This is a genomic window from Sulfurospirillum deleyianum DSM 6946, from assembly GCF_000024885.1.
GTDB classification, from domain to species: Bacteria; Campylobacterota; Campylobacteria; order Campylobacterales; family Sulfurospirillaceae; genus Sulfurospirillum; species Sulfurospirillum deleyianum.
Window position 1 is genome coordinate 352,468 of the sequence record NC_013512.1, and the last position, 19,733, is coordinate 372,200.

Annotated in this window: 22 protein-coding genes; 12 read left to right on the plus strand and 10 right to left on the minus strand. The window is 38.7% G+C overall.

From position 1 onward, the window contains the following. Positions 1–83: 83 nt before the first annotated feature. Positions 84–1,295, plus strand: coding sequence for an OprD family outer membrane porin (locus tag SDEL_RS01895; RefSeq protein WP_012856169.1), 1,212 nt, complete (start codon positions 84–86; stop codon positions 1,293–1,295). A gap of 58 nt (positions 1,296–1,353) precedes the next feature. On the opposite strand, the gene SDEL_RS12350 is transcribed toward SDEL_RS01895, so the two are convergent. The 3 genes from SDEL_RS12350 to SDEL_RS01910 all read right to left on the minus strand — a co-directional run bounded on the left by SDEL_RS12350 (position 1,354) and on the right by SDEL_RS01910 (position 3,899). After that, positions 1,354–2,805 carry a methyl-accepting chemotaxis protein gene (locus tag SDEL_RS12350; protein ID WP_012856170.1) on the minus strand — a complete coding sequence of 484 codons (1,452 nt, stop codon included), beginning with the start codon at positions 2,803–2,805 and terminating at the stop codon, positions 1,354–1,356. Continuing rightward, on the minus strand, positions 2,777–3,283 hold the full coding sequence (locus SDEL_RS01905; RefSeq protein ID WP_012856171.1) for a PAS domain-containing protein: 507 nt from the start codon (positions 3,281–3,283) through the stop codon (positions 2,777–2,779). The genes SDEL_RS12350 and SDEL_RS01905 overlap by 29 nt, the downstream gene beginning before the upstream one ends. A gap of 139 nt (positions 3,284–3,422) precedes the next feature. Further along, on the minus strand, positions 3,423–3,899 hold the full coding sequence (locus SDEL_RS01910) for a hypothetical protein (protein WP_012856172.1): 477 nt from the start codon (positions 3,897–3,899) through the stop codon (positions 3,423–3,425). Positions 3,900–4,052: 153 nt separating this feature from the next. Here SDEL_RS01910 and SDEL_RS01915 point away from each other — a divergent pair, with 153 nt between their 5' ends. From SDEL_RS01915 to SDEL_RS01925, 3 genes are read left to right on the plus strand one after another with little or no spacing between them, the layout of a single operon-like run. Further along, positions 4,053–5,150, plus strand: coding sequence for a L,D-transpeptidase family protein (locus SDEL_RS01915; RefSeq protein WP_012856173.1), 1,098 nt, complete (start codon positions 4,053–4,055; stop codon positions 5,148–5,150). 9 nt (positions 5,151–5,159) lie between these two features. After that, positions 5,160–5,396: a hypothetical protein gene (locus SDEL_RS01920; protein ID WP_012856174.1), complete on the plus strand. Its 237-nt coding sequence runs from the start codon at positions 5,160–5,162 to the stop codon at positions 5,394–5,396. A gap of 1 nt (position 5,397) precedes the next feature. Next, positions 5,398–6,426 carry an alanine racemase gene (locus SDEL_RS01925; protein WP_012856175.1) on the plus strand — a complete coding sequence of 343 codons (1,029 nt, stop codon included), beginning with the start codon at positions 5,398–5,400 and terminating at the stop codon, positions 6,424–6,426. On the opposite strand, the gene SDEL_RS01930 is transcribed toward SDEL_RS01925, so the two are convergent. The 5 genes from SDEL_RS01930 to SDEL_RS01950 all read right to left on the minus strand — a co-directional run bounded on the left by SDEL_RS01930 (position 6,403) and on the right by SDEL_RS01950 (position 10,926). Then, complete coding sequence (locus SDEL_RS01930; RefSeq protein WP_012856176.1) at positions 6,403–7,656, minus strand: GGDEF domain-containing protein; 1,254 nt, start codon at positions 7,654–7,656, stop codon at positions 6,403–6,405. The two genes, SDEL_RS01925 and SDEL_RS01930, sit on opposite strands and share 24 nt — an antisense overlap. Before the next feature lie 17 nt (positions 7,657–7,673). Further along, entirely contained in the window at positions 7,674–8,051 is a 378-nt protein-coding gene (locus tag SDEL_RS01935; RefSeq protein WP_012856177.1) for a hypothetical protein, read from the minus strand. Further along, complete coding sequence (locus SDEL_RS01940; RefSeq protein ID WP_012856178.1) at positions 8,048–8,278, minus strand: PP0621 family protein; 231 nt, start codon at positions 8,276–8,278, stop codon at positions 8,048–8,050. The genes SDEL_RS01935 and SDEL_RS01940 overlap by 4 nt, the downstream gene beginning before the upstream one ends. Further along, a complete protein-coding gene (rsmG, locus tag SDEL_RS01945; RefSeq protein WP_012856179.1) occupies positions 8,268–8,837 on the minus strand; it encodes a 16S rRNA (guanine(527)-N(7))-methyltransferase RsmG in 570 nt (189 codons plus the stop codon). The genes SDEL_RS01940 and rsmG overlap by 11 nt, the downstream gene beginning before the upstream one ends. A gap of 103 nt (positions 8,838–8,940) precedes the next feature. After that, a complete protein-coding gene (locus tag SDEL_RS01950; RefSeq protein ID WP_012856180.1) occupies positions 8,941–10,926 on the minus strand; it encodes a methyl-accepting chemotaxis protein in 1,986 nt (661 codons plus the stop codon). Positions 10,927–11,109: 183 nt separating this feature from the next. Between SDEL_RS01950 and SDEL_RS01955 the strand changes: the two genes are divergently transcribed. Then, positions 11,110–11,706 (plus strand): superoxide dismutase, encoded by a 597-nt coding sequence (locus tag SDEL_RS01955; protein ID WP_012856181.1) that lies wholly within the window; start codon positions 11,110–11,112, stop codon positions 11,704–11,706. Between the two features lie 54 nt (positions 11,707–11,760). Here the strand turns inward: SDEL_RS01955 and mscL are convergent, their stop codons facing one another. Continuing rightward, complete coding sequence (mscL, locus tag SDEL_RS01960; RefSeq protein ID WP_012856182.1) at positions 11,761–12,189, minus strand: large conductance mechanosensitive channel protein MscL; 429 nt, start codon at positions 12,187–12,189, stop codon at positions 11,761–11,763. 15 nt (positions 12,190–12,204) lie between these two features. Further along, positions 12,205–12,768 carry a GTP cyclohydrolase II gene (ribA, locus tag SDEL_RS01965; protein WP_012856183.1) on the minus strand — a complete coding sequence of 188 codons (564 nt, stop codon included), beginning with the start codon at positions 12,766–12,768 and terminating at the stop codon, positions 12,205–12,207. A 78-nt stretch (positions 12,769–12,846) separates the two neighbouring features. Between ribA and hemB the strand changes: the two genes are divergently transcribed. The 7 genes from hemB (at position 12,847) to SDEL_RS02000 (ending at position 19,687) form a co-directional block, all read left to right on the plus strand. Continuing rightward, positions 12,847–13,824, plus strand: coding sequence for a porphobilinogen synthase (gene hemB / locus SDEL_RS01970; RefSeq protein ID WP_012856184.1), 978 nt, complete (start codon positions 12,847–12,849; stop codon positions 13,822–13,824). A gap of 76 nt (positions 13,825–13,900) precedes the next feature. Continuing rightward, entirely contained in the window at positions 13,901–14,827 is a 927-nt protein-coding gene (gene argF / locus SDEL_RS01975) for an ornithine carbamoyltransferase (RefSeq protein WP_012856185.1), read from the plus strand. Between the two features lie 29 nt (positions 14,828–14,856). Beyond that, positions 14,857–15,315, plus strand: a complete 459-nt coding sequence (locus SDEL_RS01980; protein ID WP_223295827.1) for a DUF2603 domain-containing protein — start codon at positions 14,857–14,859, stop codon at positions 15,313–15,315. A gap of 8 nt (positions 15,316–15,323) precedes the next feature. Continuing rightward, complete coding sequence (hemN, locus tag SDEL_RS01985) at positions 15,324–16,697, plus strand: oxygen-independent coproporphyrinogen III oxidase (protein WP_012856187.1); 1,374 nt, start codon at positions 15,324–15,326, stop codon at positions 16,695–16,697. Between the two features lie 3 nt (positions 16,698–16,700). Further along, complete coding sequence (locus tag SDEL_RS01990; RefSeq protein WP_012856188.1) at positions 16,701–17,963, plus strand: (Fe-S)-binding protein; 1,263 nt, start codon at positions 16,701–16,703, stop codon at positions 17,961–17,963. Positions 17,964–18,057: 94 nt separating this feature from the next. Next, a complete protein-coding gene (locus tag SDEL_RS01995) occupies positions 18,058–18,966 on the plus strand; it encodes a HipA domain-containing protein (protein ID WP_012856189.1) in 909 nt (302 codons plus the stop codon). Then, positions 18,959–19,687, plus strand: coding sequence for an HIRAN domain-containing protein (locus tag SDEL_RS02000; RefSeq protein WP_012856190.1), 729 nt, complete (start codon positions 18,959–18,961; stop codon positions 19,685–19,687). Before SDEL_RS01995 ends, SDEL_RS02000 begins: the two co-directional genes overlap by 8 nt. Positions 19,688–19,733: the final 46 nt, after the last annotated feature.

The following is a 19,733-nucleotide window of genomic DNA, read 5'->3' on the forward strand; positions in this document are numbered from 1 at the left end:
TTACTGATAAAACGTATTGTCATGCTTTGAGGCTTTTTGTTAAACTCTCCTCGCCTTCAAAACAAATTTTCAGGAGAGAAGAGATGAAATTAGCTAAACTTAGCTTGGCGGCCATTGTAGTTGCAGGACTTGCTTCCCATTCATTCGCAGCAGATAGCTTAGCGGATGCCTTTAAAAACGGTAAAGTAAAAGGTGAATTAAGAGCGTGGTATTTTGATAGAGATACCGATGCACCTGCTGCTGCGGGTGGTGCTTGGGATAGAAAAAAAGGTGATGCTGATATTATTAATATGGGCGTTATTTTAAACTATGTGACTGATTCGTTTTATGGTTTTAAAATGGGCGCAACTTTCCAATCTAACTATGCTCCGTTTGCAGATGATGATGCAAAAGCATTGTTTTATAACGACATGTATGGTTCAGGCGCTGTTCTTTCTGAGATGTATGTTCAATACACCATTGATAAAACAACCGCAAAAGTGGGTCGTCAATTTATCGATACACCGCTTATCAAAGGGAGTAGTTCTCGTATGATCAAACAATCCTTTGAAGGAGCGTTAATCACGAACACAAACCTTCCTGATACCACCTTAGCAGCAGGTTACATCAGTAAATGGCAAAACAGAACATCCTCTGATACGGACGCTCAAAAATCAGATGTAGCGGATTTTGAAAAATTTAACGATGATGGTGCGTATACCTTTCTTGCGATTAATAAATCAATTCCAGGGCTTACCATCACAGGTCAGTGGGCACAAGTGGTTGATGTAGCCGATGTATATTATACAGAACTTGCGTATGCGGCTAAGATAAATGATTTTCGTTATGGTCTAGCAGGTCAATACCTGATTACAGATTATGATGAATCAGGTGAAGATGATGGTAGCTTTTATGGTGTAAAAGCTAGTTTTGGTGTAGGTGCGTTTAATATGTATGCGGCATATGCTGAGGTGGATGATGACAATGATGCCAGTGTGAGTGCAGATGTAGGTGGTGCAGATCCAATTTACACCGCCAATGTGATTCATAGTGGTGATTACACAGCAGGAAGTAAAGGGTATGCGATTGATGCCAATTATGAAGTGGTTAAGGGTGCAAAAATTGGTGCACGTTACTCCGATATTAATCTAAAAGCAGCTAACAGTGATTATGATGTGATTGACGTTTATGCCAATTACGCATTTGATGGCGCACTTAAAGGATTTGGTGTTGAAGTTCAATACGAAACCAAAGACAAAGATGCTTCAACAGGAAGTAGCAACGAGTTACGTTTTAGAGCAAATTATAAGTTCTAAGAGTTTAAGCTCAAATGAGAGCGTGCCTAGAGTATGAATAGGCACGCTCGTTTATAGGTCATGAAGCGATACTTTTTTCTTCTATCATCGCATCTAGGGTTACAAAGAGGGATCTGCTCTCTTTTTCAACCTCATGAAACGCCTCAATAATACGCTCTTTTTCTTCTAAAAGATTGGATGAAGTGGTTCGAATCAGTCCAAGAATCTCTAAAACACGTTCATGGAAATGTTTGTGCGGGATATAAAGGGCTTTGAAACTTTGTGTATTTCCAAAGATTTTTTCGCCATCTTTTTCGTACCATTCCCCTAAGCTACAGCGTTCATGGGTTTGGAATTGTGTCTCTTTATCGTTGACATACACTGCACTGTAAGCGTTAGATTTAAAGATTGCGTGATTCATTTTGGCTAAGGTGATGAAAATCGTTTGTTGAATGGTGGTAATGTTGTAAGATGTAATGTCTGAGTGTTCAATCAAACTGTTAAAGGTTGTGCTTAATTTATCAAGTGTTTTGGTTGATTCATCAGCATTTTGTTTCATAGAGTTTGCATTGCTCTCAAGTCCTGAAGTCTCTTGCTGGAGCATTTTAATGGAAATTGCAATCTCTGCGGTGGCTTTTTGTGTGGTTTCTGCCAGTTTTCGTACTTCATCTGCCACGACGGCAAAGCCACGACCATGCTCACCCGCACGGGCTGCTTCAATGGCGGCATTGAGGGCTAAAAGGTTCGTTTTATCGGCAATATCGTTAATCATATCGACCACAGCGCTGATGTCTCGTGTACGTTGTACCAAAATACCAATACTTTGTTCATTTTGATTGACAAACTCAATTAAAGAGGTGATTTTAGTAATCGTATCACGTAAGTTATGGTAACTTCCTTTGGTCTCTTCTGCGTAAATCTCCCCATCTTTGGCAATCTCTTTTAAACGCTCCACAATGGTAGTTAAGTTGGATTGTACGGTGGTAAAGTCATTGGATTCACTGCTAATTTGCGCTAATTCCGCATTGAGCGTATTTCTCGCAATAAAATCATGCGTTTGTTTCATCGCATAGACGGCTTGATTGACCATTTCTACTTGTTCTTTAAACTCTCCGTGCATCCCTTTTGGGAGAATTTTACGGCTAAAATCTTCATGCGAGGCTGAGAGAATCGTAGATTTAATCTCTTTGGTGACCAATTCAAAATTATCCAATAGGGAGTTCATGTTTGAGCAGAGCATTTTAAGCTCTCCGCCATCATTGACATTGACAATGCGTCCATGCAAATGACCATGCTCACTCTCTTTGACAATGTCTGCGAGTGCGTGAATCGTTTTTTGCACTTTACGAATATTGATAAACATAAACCATGCTAACGCAAAATTGGTCAAATTAATCACTTGAATCCAGTGAAAGCCATTAAAAGAGACTTCTAATACAAAGGCAAAAGAGAAGGCAACTAATGAGAGAATATTGGCGTCTTGAACTTTTGCGAGAGAGGATCTATTCATGCGAGAGTATGAAGGCATCATAGCTAACCTTTAACTGAGATAGGGTGGTGTCTAAGAGTGCGAGTGAGGCTTGTACGCCACTCTCTTTTTCAGCTTTCATCATTTTGTCATACAGAGGCTCTATGACGCTTAGTCCTTTTGAACTAGGAGAGCGTCTAACCGAGTGGTAACCGATAATTGTATTGGTTTTTGTATCAGTCATGGGTGTAATATAGGCATGAACCCAGTAGTATTTGTTTTGTTTGGTACGATTTTTTACGTAGGCAAAGACCTCTTTTCCCGCTTGTATCCGTTCCCACAAAAGTTTAAAAATAGCTTTTGGCATATCAGGATGGCGTAAAATATTATGAGGAGAACCAAGTAACTCTTTTTCTTTATAGCCAGAAATTTCTATAAAAAAATCATTAGCATACGTAATTCTACCTTTAAGGTCTGTTTTAGAGACGATAAAAAGGTTTTCATCGAATGTAAGCGCATCGCCTTTTTGACTAATAGACATGAGGGCTCCTTTTCGTAATCATAAAATGGACAGTATAACGAAAAAAGTATGAGCTCTCTTTTTATGGAAGATGAAAGTGCAAAGTGGCATGAAAAAATTACAGATGGTAACACTCCTTTTTTTCAAGCGCTCTAGGGTGTTATTTATCCGTCTGGAAAGTAAAAATTGCTCCTTGACTTTGATGCGGTTGGTTGAGAATGACATTGCTTTGCCAAATCATATTTCCCACAACACATGTGGGCAAAACACCTTCTCCTTCATAAACCCCTTCAGCCTTTTTTTGAAGACTAAAGGCATGAAAGCCCATATTCATATTGGTTGCAAAAATCTTAAGTTCGATAGCGGGTAGATCAATCGTAGAAGTGACTCTAAAGCGAAGCGGTTGCATTAATGGAATGCTTTTAGGTTCAATATCGAGTGTAAGAGGTGTTCCATCTTTTAAAAGAACCTCGCAGCGTTTTACATGTAAATCACACGTTGGATCCGCATGTACAAAATGGGTATCGCCTACCCACCAACGATAGACATCATGCGAGTCAATAAAAAGATAAGCTCCAATGGAACCAATGACAAGAATTTCAATAATGAGCCATTTAAAAAAGCGTGGAGTAAGCATAGATTTCCTTTGAAAAAAGTCTCTGAGTTTAACATCAAAGCTTTAAATTTTTATTAAATTGCTATTTTTGCATGACGGTTTTTAACAAAGGGAGCTATTAAGGGATTTTTGTATAAAATACTTCCTTAAAAATTGAGAGTAGAAGAGGGATATATGCGTTATTTGGTCTTTTTGTCGTTATGTGCACTCGCCTTGTATGCGGCAACCGCTGAGGATATTTATCGTATTTATAAAACAAAAGGTATTGATGCGGTAGAGGATTTTTTAAAACAAGAGTTTGAATCCAAAGAGGTAAAAACCTTTCAAAAGCCTGTGGTGAGTAAAACACCTGTTGAACCAAAAGTGATCAAAAAAGAGCCAAAAGTAAAAGTAGTCAAAGCTAAAAATCCAACTGAAAAAGAGCTCATCTCTAAAGATTTCTGGCTCAAACAGATTCGAGGCATGGATGTTGCGTATGGTTATTATGAAGATTTAGATTCTTTGATTGTATGTGAAAAAGAGAGAAAACGCTGTGAAGTGTATCGCAACAGTGAAGATGAAGGTTTAGAGCTCATTAAAGGGCATGATGTCATTATGGGTAAAAATGGAGATAAGATTAAACGAGGGGATTTGAAAACGCCTGTGGGTGTGTATGAAATTACCAAGCGCTTTAAGCCAAGTGACCCTTTTTATGGACCTTTAGCGTTTTCGCTCTCCTATCCAAATTTGTTTGATGTTTTGCGTGGAAAAAATGGGAGTGGCATTTGGATTCATGGGATGCCTTTGGATGGCAAAGATAGAGAAGATTTGAGTAAAGGGTGTGTGGTCATGGAAAATGATGCCATCCAAGTTCTCGATACTGAAATTAATGCAAATAAAACCATGACAATTATTGGAGAGAATAAAGTCCCTCCAATGAGCAAAGAAGTGGTAGCGACACTCTTAAGTGAAGTTTATAAATGGCAACGTGCATGGAAAGTCAATGATATAAATATGTACCTAAATTACTACTCTAACGATTTTAAAAAGGTCGATGGTTCACGCAAAGAGCAGTTTGCAGCGATGAAAAAGCAGATTTTTTCACGCAAAGAAAAGAAGACGATTACATTTGAGCATATGAATATTGCGCCTTATCCAACATTGGATAATCGTAAAGTATTTAAGATTTCCTATTATCAAACGTATAAAAGTCCTTCGTTCGCTTCTAAAGGCGAAAAAGAGTTGTATGTAGAACTTGTGGGTAAAAAAATGATGATTTTGGCTGAAAAGTAAGGGGTCATGATGGTCGATGAAAAAGAGATGCTTGAACAAGAGTTAGAAAAACTGATAGAGACACGTGATGCTTTTTTAGCTTATTTGGATGTAAAGATTCCTAAAGATGAGAAAGGGTTGAATTTTGATTTTTCAACAGATCCTATGCTGGATGCTAAAAGTGTGTATGAGCATTTTTATAAATTAGATTATCAAGCCCGTAAAATTCGTGGTTTCTTAGTAGGAAAATTTGGGTTAAAGGCGTAATATGGCTTTTATTACACTGAACAAGGCGAATCTTTTTCATAACTTAGCGCTTTTGAGCACGAAAGCGGGTGGGAAAGAGAGAGTGATGGCGGTTTTAAAAGACAATGCTTATGGTCATGGGCTTAGAGAAATGGCACAGTTGTGTTGTGAATTTGGTATTAAAAAAGCCGCCGTTAAAAATGTGGAAGAAGCGGGGGTGATTGCTGATCTTTTTGAGGAAGTGCTGATTTTGGTTGATCAGGTTCCTTTAGAGCCTTTAGCACCAAACCTCTCCTTTGCTGCGCACTCGTGTGAAATGCTTGAAGCACTCCGTGAGGGGAGCTCTATTCATTTGAGTATAGATACAGGTATGCATCGCAATGGGATTAAAGAGCATGAAATCGACAGAGCAATGGCATTGATTCTAAAAAAACGTTTGGTGTTTAAGGGTGTTTTTACCCATTTTAGAAGTGCTGATGAGTTAAGTACCGCATTTTTTTGGCAACGCTCTTTGTTTGAGAGGGCTAAACAACGTATCAAAGCGTTTGTTTTAGCACATCATTTACCCGAAGTTGCTTTTCATTCATGCAACTCTGCTGGGCTACTGCGTACCAACAGTTTAGGGGATGACGCTTATGCACGTGTGGGAATTGCAATGTATGGATACAACACGTTACATCCCTCTTTTAAAGCGTACGAGCTCAAGCCTGTTTTAGCCCTTTGGGCGGAGAAACTTAGTACACGTATTTTGAAAAGAGGGGAGCGTGTGGGATATGGTGGCGTGTATGAAGCCCCGTGCGATGAGTTAATCTCTACCTATGACATTGGTTATGGAGATGGGTTCTTCCGTTTTGATGGGATAGCGTCTCTTGCGATGGCAGATGGGCGTTTGAGTAAGGGACGTATGTCTATGGATAGTTTTTGTTTAGAGGGCGATGCGCCAAAGGTCTGCATGTTTGAAAATGCTACGGCTTTGGCGGAGCGGTTTCAAACGATTTGTTATGAAATTCCCACCAAACTTTCACCCTCACTCAAGCGTATCGTCGTTTGAAACCCCATGTTGGAGTTTCACCTCAATCGCATTTCCTTGATGAATCGTTGCTCTAACTAACGCATTTTCAGCACGTGATTTGAGGCTTCCAAGGGTATCTTTGGGGGCGAGTGAGGTAATGCCATAACTGCATGAAATCGTGCCGATTTTAGCAAATTTGGTTGTCTCTAGGATGCCTTGTAACTTCTTTGCGAGTCCAACAGCTGCTCTAAAATCACTATCAGGAATAATAATCGCAAAACGATTTTGTGTCCATTTTCCAAAGATGTCAACTTCTCGGATATATTTGTGAATGAGTTGAACGAACTCTTTTTTAAATGTGGTAACGGTCTCTGTGGGAAAAACCTTACTTAAATTTTCCAGCATATTGATTTCAACCAGCATCAGTGTGAGTTCCGTGTGATAGCGTTTATGACGTTTAAACTCATAGAAGAGATGTTCATCTAATTTTTCATAATTAAAGACATTAAGTAGTTTATCAAAACTTCCATTCTCGTTACTGTATTGTTCATCGAGTTTTTGGAGTTGCTCTTTTTTAAAAGCTAGGGAGAGAGCAAAGGTGAGCATTAAAAGGTATTTTTGAATCAAAAGAAGATGTGCTTCAATCAACGCAGGATCGCTGGTCGCAAGCATTAAACTTCCAAGAATGCGCCCCTCTTCTTCTGTTTTAAGTAGAAAAGTAAACAGAGTTATTGTTTTTTTATCGACTTTGATATGCTCTTGTGTAAAACTACTTTTATCAATAAAACAGCGTATCGCAATCTCTTCGACAGGGCTTCTTTCATAGTTGGTACGAAAAGGAAAAATATCTTTGGAGCGAAACATCGTTTTAATAAAGGCATTTTCATTGTAAAGAGAAAAGCTCTCTTTTTCATAGATAAAAAGTAAGCTACCTTCAAGATGTAAAAGGGCTTCTAGTTTCTCTTGCGCTTTGATAATATTGAACTTAAGAGCAAGAGAAGAAAAGAGAGTATTGGAAAGTGTTTCCAGAGTTCTTACTTCTTCTAAGTCAACAGGGGGCTTTTTTTCTTTGAAAAAAAGAGGCAGAAGGGTTGTGAAAAATAAAAAAGAGGCGATAAAAAGTGTGTGCAAAAAGAGTGAATGGGGTGTTTGAAAGAGAAGTTCTTCTAAAAAAGAGGTGTTGTAACGAACGGTGAGTGTATATGCATTGAAGAGCAGATACACCAACGTGATACCAAAAGCTAAAAAAAGATAAAACGATTTTTTCATAAGTTCTTCCTTGCGCATCAAACGTGGCGGATTCCGCTCTCAAACAAAATCCCATCAATGCCATGCAATGCGGCAAACTCAATATCATTTTCATCGTTGCTTAAAAGTAATACTTTTCCATCAAAAAGATAGGTGTCTGCAATTTTTTGGGCATGGAGTGCAATATCTTTTGTCACAACAAAATAAGAAGCACCCAAAGCGTTTGCTAAAATAAGCTCTTTAATCTGTTTTACATGTAAGGCAAAACAAATCTTTTCGGCATGGCATTTTTGTGCCAATGTGACGTCAAAAGCTGATAAAATAACGCTATTAGGAGCAGTTTTTGCAATATCTTCATAGACGTGAATCGCATAAAAAGGCTCACTCGCAATAGCACTATGCCCCCATAACATCATAAAGGCAACCTTGCACATTCTTTGGAACAAAAGAAGTGACCATCTTTAATAATCGCTTCATCGTAGCTGATAAAGGTTGAACACGCATGGCACTCTACCATGGTTTCTCCCTCCAATACTTTCGTTTTGGGTTGATTTTGTTTGACTTCTTCTTGACGTTTGCCCTTAAAGAAAAAAAGATAAATAAGAAAAAGGACACCAATAAATACAGCGATTTTAAGCAACATTGACCTGCTCCATAATGAGATAGTAACGTTTGTCACGCTGATAAACATGACAATTCGATAAACCTTTAATCTCCTCTTCTACATATTCTCCTTTATAAAAAAGAAGCGTGGTATGAGGAGCGATAAAATTATGACACAATTTTATTAACACCTTTGTATTGGTCACAGCGCGTGAGCTAATTAGGTCTGCTTCAAAAGAGGGTGCTTTTTCAACACGGTTAGTACAGACATCAACATTGTACAACTCCAATGCGGATTTGGCGAGATGTAAAAAAGCACTTTTTTTAGCGATAGGTTCAAAGAGGGTAAAATGCATGTGTGGAAGGGCTAGGGCAAGGAGTAAACCTGGGAACCCAGCCCCCGTTCCAACATCAATACCTCGCTTCATCGTTGTTACATGTAAGAATTGTAAGGGGTAAATACTATCCTCAATATTTTTCATGACGGCTTCTTTGGTTTTTGCCCCTGAGATATTGTGGGTTTGGTTGTACTGTAACAAAAGGGTTGCAAACTGTTCTGCTGCGTCCCAAAAATGTGCAGGAAGGGTATAAGAAGCCATAAAATGAACCTTTGGGAGATTTTATGCGTATGGTATCCAAAGGGCGATTAATGGGCGATTAATTACATGTAAACCTGTGTGAGAGGTTTACATGTAAAAGAGACTATTCAATACGAAAGCGTTTAAGTTCCACATTGGCACTTTCTGCTTTAGAAGAGAGATTAGCGGAAATCTCTTTAACCGTTTCACCTAACGTGTTGTTTTTCTCCGATAACGTCGTGACTTCATTGATATGTTTCATAAAGAGTTCCACAGTTTTTTCGACATCGGTATGCTTTGTACTCTGTTCATTGGAGATGTGAATGGTGTTGCTTAGGGTTTGAGAGGTGTGTTGAGACTGTTCAATGAGCGTGTTGGTCTCTTTGGAAAGTTGGTAAAATGACTGTGAAATATGTTCCGTTTCGCCTGTTACCTCATGAATGGTTTGCACAATCACATTGGTGGTGGTGCTAATATCGCTCAAAGAAGTTTGGGTACGTTCTGCTAGTTTTCTCACTTCATCGGCAACCACGGCAAAGCCACGTCCATGTTCCCCCGCACGTGCCGCTTCAATCGCCGCATTGAGCGCTAAGAGATTGGTTTGATCCGCAATATCCCCGATAATAGCCAACACATTTTTAATATCGGTTGCTTGTTGGGCAAGGGAGTTGGCTTTACTCCCTAATTCGTGCTGTTTTTGAGCGCCAATCGAAATCATTTCAACAACCCTACTCATACTCGTGACAAAAGTTTCAAGTACCGCTTTGGTTTGCTCTAAATCGTCTAAAGTTTTAAAAGACATGTTTTGCATTTCATGCTCTTTTTCAAGAAGAAGACGCATCTCTTCTTGAATGCCATGAATAAATCTGTTTTGTTCGGTAATGTTGTTGGCAAGGTTGGAAGCAACATCACTAAGGGAGCTACTCGCTTTTACACTATCGTTGGATGTCTCAAACGCTTTGGCGATAGAGTCTTTAAAATTATGAATCAGTTTTTGTGCTTCTTGCATCGTATCGGAGATTTCGTTATCACTTTTGAGCAGAAGCGGATAGGTTAAATCCAGCGTGGAGGAGACGTGTGAGAGCTTTTGCCCTGAGAGGGTAATGGCTTGGAGAATATCTTTAATGGTCGTGTACAATAAAACAAGAATCAAAAATGTGACAATAATCAATCCAGAACTTTCAATCATCATCTGTTTTTTTGTCGCCTTCTCAAGGGACTGGAGGGTTTCTAAATTTTCATTTGCAAGGGCGTCATCCACCTCTTTAAGAAGATTTATTTTTTTTGTAATCGTATCAAACCAATGGGTCGCATCGACTCCAAAACTACCCGTGGTTGCTTTTTCAATGGCGACATTGCGCATTTTTTCAACCTCTTGGACGATAGGCGATTGCATCGTTTGGTTATAAAACGCGATAGATTTAGGGGAAGCGGTACTGAAAAATGCATCAATATAAGAGGTTTGTTCTGAAATGAGCGTAATCAGTTTAACGAACATATTGGGGGCAAATTTATCGGCAGCAAAGGTGTTGGAGAGGACAGCTCGCTCAATGCCTGAGCGCTCTTTGGATTTTAGAAAGTTCGCATACGCACTGAGTTGCTTGACAATTTCTGGTTCTCCAGAAAGAACGGCAGTGGATGCAACAATATCCAAAAGATGTTGATTGAGCAAAGTGTAATACTCTACCTCTTCTGCAACGCTGATACTAAGAGCATCCACACGACTTCTAATGGAAGGCAGTTTTTGCAAAAAACTTTCAATCGTCGCTATTTTGTCTTTAAGTGTTTGAGGATAGCGCTCTAGTGCAATGGATTGAAGAGCTGTTTTGTAGCGCTGATGCTCTTTATCGGTGAGTTTTCGCTGTGGAGGAACTTTATCACTAAATTTTTGACCTTTTGAACCAATAAATCCAGCACTTGCACCTCTCTCTTTTTGGCTTTCATGTACCAAAAGACTAATACTACTTGAGAGAGTCACCATGGCTTGAAGGTCATCAACATTTCGAAGTTTTTCTCTGCCCTCCATAAGGGTTTTAAATCCTAAAACAAGCGCAAAAAGCACCACAACACAACACACTAGACCTAATTGAAATTTTATGGTTCGACGCATTTTTCAAGCTCCTTTGACGTTAAAACTCCAAATAGTCTACTTAATATTACGTTCAAAAAGCTATGACTTATGTCAAAATATTAGCTTAAAGATATAAGATTAAAAAAAGTATTCTATTTAGGTTTTGTTTACTAGGGATGGAGTAGAATAAACCTGTTCAATCATTTATTAAAGGAGACGATTATGGCGATTACTTTACCACCACTTCCGTACGAAGCAAGTGCCCTTGAGCCTTATATCAGTGCGAATACATTGGGTTATCATCATGGAAAGCACCATCAAACGTATGTGAACAATCTTAATAATTTGATTCAAAGTACACCTTTGGCAGATGAAGCGTTGGAAGCGATTATTTTTGCCTCAGCGAATGTACCTGAAAAAGTAGGTATTTTTAACAATGCGGCGCAAGTTTGGAATCACACCTTCTACTGGAGTTGTATGAAAAAAGGTGGCGGTGGCGTACCAAGTGGTGCTGTTGCTGCAAAAATAATAGAAGATTTTGGTAGTTTTGAAGCCTTTATCGAAGCCTTTAAAAATGCGGGGCTTACCCAATTTGGTAGTGGTTGGGCATGGTTAGTCTTAGACAATGGAAAACTAAAAATTACTAAAACGAGTAACGCTGATACCCCAATGGTGCATCAGCAAAAAGCACTTTTAACCGTGGATGTTTGGGAGCATGCGTATTATTTGGATTACCAAAACAAACGGGCAGATTATATTGATATTTTTCTCAAACATTTAGTGAATTGGGATTTTGTCAACGCCAATTTAAAAGCGTAAGTCTGTAAGAAGAAGAGGAAGAAAGGCTCTTCCTCTTTTACATGTAAAGCATTTCTAGGCTTGTTCACTCAAACAGTGAGGGCATTTTTTAGCACCCAAAGGAATGCTCATCGCACATTCAGCGCAGACTTTGGTTGTGGGCAAAGGCTCTTCTTTAGGGGCTATTTTTGCATACCCCTTAATCATCATAAACATGACAAATCCTAGAATGATAAAAGAGGTGAAATCGTTAAAAAAAACACCTAACTTAATCGCTGGAGCACCCGCTTTTTCCAAATCGGCTAAGGAAACATACTCTTTTCCATCTAAAGCAATAAATAAAGACGAAAAATCGACATTGCCAAGCAGTAGACCTACTGGTGGCATAATGATATTACTCACCAAAGATTTCACAACCGTTGCAAACGCTGCACCAAAAATAAACCCCACTGCCATATCAATGACATTGCCCTTGATGAGAAAGTTTTTAAACTCTTTTAACATGGCAACTCCTTTGTGTTAAAGTAGATGTCCCATTTGCTCTTTTTTCGTCTTCAAATAGTGTTCATTAAAAGGATTTGGCTCAATAATAATAGGCACACGTTCAACAATTTCAACACCTTTTAATCCGCTAAGCTTTAGAGGATTGTTGGTTAAAAGTTTGATTTTAGAGATACCAAAATGCGCCAAAATAAACTCAACAACTTCATAGGTACGCTCATCAGCTTTAAAGCCTAATTGATGGTTGGCTTCTACGGTATCGAAACCTTTGTCTTGCAGTGCGTAAGCGTTGACTTTATTTAACAGACCGATATTTCGACCCTCTTGACGAAGATAAATGACCATGCCTCGCTCTTTGCCAATAATCTTAAGGGCGGCTTCAAGTTGGTCACGACAGTCGCATTTAAGACTTCCGATAGTGTCTCCTGTAAGACACTCACTGTGAATGCGAACCAAAGGCGCTTCATCTAAAGGCTCGTTGAAAATAACCAAATGCTCTTTAATTCCCTCTTTGAAAGATTGAATTTTAAAGGCTCCAAAACGTGATGGGAGGTTTGCTACCTCAGAAATTTCTATTTTCATTTTCTTTTATATCCACTTATGGTAAAATCGTAATTTTTTAACACAAAAACGTCATTTTAACGAAGATAAGGCAAAAGAATGTTTAAAAGATTTAGAAGACTCAGGATGAATGCAACGCTTCGCTCATTGGTGAGAGAAACAAGCCTCAGTATGGATGATTTTATCTATCCTTTGTTTGTCAAAAGTGGGGAAGGTATTAAAAAAGAGATAAGCTCTATGCCAGGGGTTTATCAGATGAGTTTGGATGAAATTTTAAAGGAGTGTCACAGCCTTCAAGACCTTGGCATTAACTCAATTATTTTATTTGGAATCCCAGATGTCAAGGATAGTATCGGAAGTGATGCTTTGTGTGAACATGGCATTATTGCCTCTGCCCTGCGTGCGATTAAGAAAGCTTATCCAAATATGTTTGTGGTAACCGATTTGTGTTTTTGTGAATTCACTGACCATGGGCATTGTGGTATTTTAGATATGGAACATGAGAGTGTCAATAACGATGCGACGTTAGAGATTTTAGCCAAACAAGCCCTCATCCACGCCCATGCGGGAGTGGATATGATAGCACCAAGCGGCATGATGGATGGTATGATTGAAGTTTTGCGTGAAGCCTTAGATGTTGAGGGGTTTGTGAATTTACCGATTATGAGCTACTCCACTAAATTTGCCAGTGCCTATTATGGACCGTTTCGTGATGTGGCAGAATCAGCTCCCTCTTTTGGCGATCGAAAAACCTACCAAATGGATCCTGCCAATCGTAGAGAAGCCATTAATGAGTCTATTGAAGATGAGGTGCAAGGGGCGGATATTTTGATGGTGAAACCAGCCCTTGCGTATCTGGATGTGATTCGTGATGTGCGCAATGCCACCTCGACTCCTTTGTGTGTCTACAACGTGAGTGGTGAATATGCGATGCTAAAAGCTGCTGGGAAGGCAGGCGTGATTGATTATGAGCGTGTGATGATGGAAACGATGTTGGCGTTTAAACGTGCGGGAGCAGATATTATCATCAGTTACCATGCTAAAGAAGTAGCAGAAATTTTAAAGAGAACAAAGTAAAAATTCTACGCAAGGCGTAAGCTTTAGTGCGAGGAATTTTATATGGGCTTTGCCCAAATAAAAGGAGATATTGAATATGAGACATTTTTTAACCCTGAAAGATTTTAGTAAAGAAGAAATTTTAGAAATCATTGACTTAGCACTGAAAATTAAGAAGCAGACAAAAAAAGGTAAACTCAAACCTTATTTAAAAGATCAAACGCTAGGAATGATTTTTGAAAAAAGCTCAACTCGTACACGGGTGAGTTTTGAGGTGGGCATTCATCAACTGGGTGGGAAAGGACTCTTTTTATCCTCGAACGATTTGCAACTAGGACGGGGTGAGCCGATGAAAGATACCGCACGTGTGATTAGCCGTATGGTGGACATGGTGATGATTCGTACCTTTGCGCAAAGCACACTTGAAGAGTTTGCGGCGTATTCGAAAGTGCCTGTGATTAGTGGTTTGAGTGATAGCTACCATCCTGTGCAACTGATGGCGGATTATCTGACGATGGTGGAGTATGGTAAAGATAAAAACCCTATCGTGGCGTATGTGGGCGATGGCAATAATATGACCCATTCATGGCTCATGATGGCATCAAAATTAGGTTTTGAGCTTCGCATTGCAACGCCTAAGGGGTATGAAGTGGATGCGAGTATTTTAGCCGACGCCTTAGCATTTGCGAAAGAAAGCGGTGCGGTGATTAAGATTGGCAATGACCCCAAAGAAGCAATTTCTGGAGCAACCGTGGTGACGACTGATACGTGGGTTTCTATGGGACAGGAGAGTGAAAAAGCTAAACGTGTGAGTGATTTTCAAGGCTACATGGTCGATGAAGCGATGATGGCTTTGGCGCAAAAAGATGCGATGTTTTTACACTGCCTGCCAGCGTATCGTGATTATGAAGTGAGTGAAGCGGTGTTTGAAGCACACGCAGATGAAATTTTTGATGAAGCAGAAAACCGTTTACATGCCCAAAAAGCGGTGATGGTTTGGCTTGATAAACACAGAGAGTCTTAATGGAATTTAAAAGAAAAAAAGAGTTCAAAATGATAGAGAAGATTTCTAAAGGCTTAAGCCTCAACAAGCAAAAAGAGCAAACCGTTTTAGAGATTCTCCCTCATGAAGATGAAAACAGTAAGCTTTTGCGTTTAAAACGTGGTTCATGGGAGAGTCAAAAAGAGCCATGGTTAGTGTACGATGAAAAAGGAAAATTGCATGCGCTTCTTTCTATCGAGACACTCAGTAAAATGATAGAACATTTTAAAAATGCAGAGAAAGAGACACTCTTTTTAAAGCTTGAAAAGAGTATTTTGCAACATTTGCCCCTTGATTTTCACGATGTATGGACAGTAGCAATGGAAGAGATAAAAAAGAGTAAGAAAAGCGATATGGATTTTGATGCCTTGATAAAAAAGATTAAGACAGAGCATCCCAATCTTTTCTTAGATTTAAAAGACCTCTATTTACCAGAGGGTGCGAGTGTGATAAGTACCATAGAGCGTTAAGGACAGCCATGATTGATTTTGAAAAGTTTGCCAAATACTCCAAAGCGGGACCACGCTATACGAGTTATCCCACAGCTCCTGAGTTTAATGAAGGGTTTACATGTAAAAGCTACGAGGAGGTTTTAGCACACCAAGACTCCTCTCGCCCTCTCTCTTTGTATTTTCACCTTCCTTTTTGCAGAAGTGCCTGTTATTTTTGTGGGTGTAACGTGGTTTATACCAGCAAGGAAGATAAAAAAGAGCGCTACATTGCTTATTTAGAGCGTGAGTTAGAACTGCTAAGCCAGCATCTTGACACATCCCGTGAAGTGATTCAGATGCACTTTGGTGGCGGAACACCGACATTTTTTAGTACTGAGCAGTTGGAGCGCATTTTAAAGGCGATTAAAAAGCATTTTAAACATTTTGCCAAAGATGCGGAAATTAGCTGTGAAATTGACCCTCGTTTTTTAAGTAAAGAGCAGTTAGATGTGCTGACATCTAACGGGTTTAATCGCGTTAGTTATGGGGTTCAAGATTTTAACGATGAGGTGCAAAAGGCGATTCACCGTATTCAGCCTTATGATGTTACGCAAAATGCGGTTACCATGGCAAAAAGCTCAGGCATTAAGTCGATTAATATGGACTTGATTTATGGGCTTCCTTACCAAAGTTTTGAGACGTTTCAAGAGACCTTACGCCTAGCTGTTTCGCTTGATCCTACTCGTCTAGCCGTCTTTAACTACGCTCATGTACCGTGGATGAAAAAATCGATGCGAAAGATTGATGAAACCACGCTTCCGCATCCAAGTGTCAAGCTAGCGATTATGCGCTATACCATTGATTATTTGGAGTCCAATGGCTATAAAATGATTGGCATGGATCACTTCGCTAAACCTGATGATGAGCTGTTTCTTGCCATTGAAAAAGGGGAGTTGCACCGTAATTTTCAGGGCTACACGACCAAAGGTGGGGCGGATTTGATTGGGATTGGCCTCACCAGCATTGGTGAGGGTGTGCGCCATTATGTGCAAAACTTTAAAGAGATGGATGCGTATGAAAATGCCATTGATGCGGGGAAATTGCCTGTACATCGAGGGTTGATTTTAAGTGAGGATGATGTGCTTCGAAAAGCGGTCATTATGGAGATGATGAGTAACTTTAAACTCAACATTGCGGGCATTGAAGAAGCTTTTGGCATTGATTTCTTTGACTATTTTGCCGATGCCATCGAAGCGTTAAAACCTTTTGAGGCAGAGGAGCTTGTCGTTGTGGATAAAGTGGGTAAAAAGATTTTGGTCAATCCCACAGGTACACTGCTGATTCGTAATATTGTGATGCCTTTTGATGCCTATTTACAAAAAATCCCTGAAGATAAACGACGCTTCAGTAAAACGGTGTAAAACATGTTTCAATTTAATGTAACCAGCGATGCCTGTGTCAAGTGCGGTAAATGTATTCCTGTGTGTACGATTCACGAAATTAACCGTGATGAAGTCACCAGTCCTAGAGGTTTTTTAGACCTTTTAAGCGCCTATCAGCGTGGCGATTTGGAGCTGGATAAAAACGCAAAAAACATTTTTGAGAGCTGTTTTTTGTGTACGAATTGTACTTCTGTGTGTCCTAATGATTTGCCTGTGGATATGGTCATTGAGCAGGTGCGCAATGACATTCGCAAAAAGTTTGGTTTAGCGTGGTATAAAAAACTCGCCTTTTTCTTACTTCGAAATCGTAAGATTATGGATATTTTGGCACGTTTTGGGTACATGTTTCAAACCTGTGGATTTAAGATGGTGGAGAAGCAAAAGTCGATGTATCTTAGAGACTTTCCACTCATCAAGATGGACAGACTTTTTCCAAGTCTTGCGAAAAAGACCTTTTTAAACTCCCATCCTGATGTGGTGTATCATGGTGGTAAGGGAAAAGTAGGTATCTTCATTGGGTGTTTGGCCAATTACATGTACACCGATGTGGGCAAAACGCTTTTGGAGATTTTAAAAGAGTTACAAATAGACGCTTACCTCATAAAACAACAAAAATGCTGTGGCGCTCCTCAATACTTTACGGGTGATTTTGACAGTGTGGATGCTTTGGCAAAATTTAATATCGAGTATATTGAAGGCTTCAAAGATGAGTTAGACGCCATCATTATTCCTGAGGCGACCTGTAGTGCGATGATTAAAGAGGACTATGCGAAGTTTTTTCACGACCAGCCTGAGTGGAAAGAGCGTGCAGAGGCGATTAGTCCGCATATTTTTATGGCGACGGAGTATTTGGAGAAAAAAACAAACCTCGCTGAAATCTTAGCGACCAAAGCACGTAAAAGTGAAGTCGTTACGTATCATGACCCATGCCACGCACGCAAAATGCAAGGTGTTTGGAAAGAACCACGCAATCTTATTTCCCAAAACTACACCATCAAAGAGATGAGTGACCCGAATCGCTGTTGTGGTTTTGGTGGTGTTACGATGCAAACCGAAAAATACCACTTCGCCAAAGCCGCTGGAATTCCAAAGGCTGCGATGATTAAAGAAACAGAGGCTGTGTACGTAAGTGCAGAGTGCAGTGCGTGTCGTATGCAACTGAGTGATGCGATGCATCAGCAAAAAGTCGATGTTATCTTCAAAAACCCGATTGAATTGATTGCTAAGGCGTTAAGAGAAGGGTAAATTCTTTTTACATGTAAAGTAAGTGAAGATTGTGTACTACTTGTTAAAATATTCAGGTATAGTGTATGAATAAAAATTAAAAAAAGTATGTCTTTTGGAAAAATTTACAATTTTTGAAATTCCTTCTCATAAATATGAGTCGATAGAGCAACTTGGAACGAAACGTAAGTTTTGGTTTATAGACGATACTGATGAAAAATTAAAACTTTTTAAAATTGGTAGAGAAGGTACAGGAGAAAATTGGGTTGAAGTAGTGGTTTCACATATTTGTGAATTATTAGACATCCCACATGCAAAATATGAATTTGCGATATGGGATGAAAAATTAGGAACGATAACTGAAAGTTTTGTTCCAGAAAATGGTAGGCTTATTCATGGCAATGAGTTGCTTGCAAAAATTCATAATAACTACCCAATTAATGAGTATAAAGTAAGAGATTATTTACTAAAACGAGTTTTAGTAATTATAAAATATATAAAAGCAGAATTGCCATTAGGCTATAGTAATGAAATGTGTAATTCTTGCTTGGATGTCTTTATTAGTTATATTTTGTTAGATTGTTTAATTTCTAATGGTGACAGACACCATGAAAATTGGGGATTTATTGTTTATGAGTCAAAAGTATATTTAGCGCCAACATACGATCATGCATCGGGTCTTGGGTGTAGAGAATCTGATGAAATAAAAACTAAAAGACTTCAAACAAAAGATCAGAATTATCAAGTTAAAAGTTTTGTAAAAAGAGCGCGAACACCTTTTTTCAATAAAGATAAAATGTTAACAACATTGGAAGCATTTGAATTATGTGCTAATTTTGATAAAGAAATTGTATTGTTTTGGCTAGTAAAGTTAGAAGCTTTAGATTTAGAAAACGTTAGAAATATTTTTGATAAGATACCACCAGATTTAATAAGTAATATATCTATTGAGTTTGCTATAAAAGTGTTAGAAGAAAATAAAAAGAGATTATTAGAAGTGAAAGAGGCATTGTTAAATGATTGAAAAATTAAGTTTAGTATGGCGAAATCCGCAGACAAGAACATGGACTCCTGTCGCTTGCATTGAGTATAAAGATAATACTTATTTTTTTAATTATACGAATGGAGCAAAAGATAAAAATTTTGTGCCATTTGGTCAAATGAATGACTTAACTAAAAAATATTCTTCAAATGAACTATTTCCAATTTTTAAAAATAGGCTTCTTTCAAAGTCGAGACCTGAGTATGAAGATTATTTAAATTGGTTAGATATTCAGGGTGAATACAATGATTTTTTGGAACTATCACGCAGTAGAGGCATCAGAGCCACTGATGAGCTACAATTATTTCCTATCCCTACAAAAAATGGGGCTGGAGATTATGAAGTATTGTTTTTTTCTCATGGAATCAGTCATATTGCTCCTGGATATGTTAATAGGTTAGAAAGCTTACAGAAAAATGATTCATTGTTATTATTGCAGGATATTCAAAATGAAGCTGATCCATTTGCTTTAGCACTAAGAACAAAAGATGATCCTGTTGAATTGCTAGGGTATTGTCCTGCGTTTTTTGCAAAAGATTTCAACAAGTTATTAGATCTAAATGGTAAAGATTATGTGCATGTTTATGTACAGAAGGTTAATTTAACAGCGCCATTACAACTAAAGTTATTATGTAAATTAGTGACAAAATGGCATAATGATTTTATTCCTTTTGATGAAGAAGAATTTCAACCATATCTTTAATAATAAAAAAAGAAGCTAAACTTTAAATTCTTTACATGTAAAACTC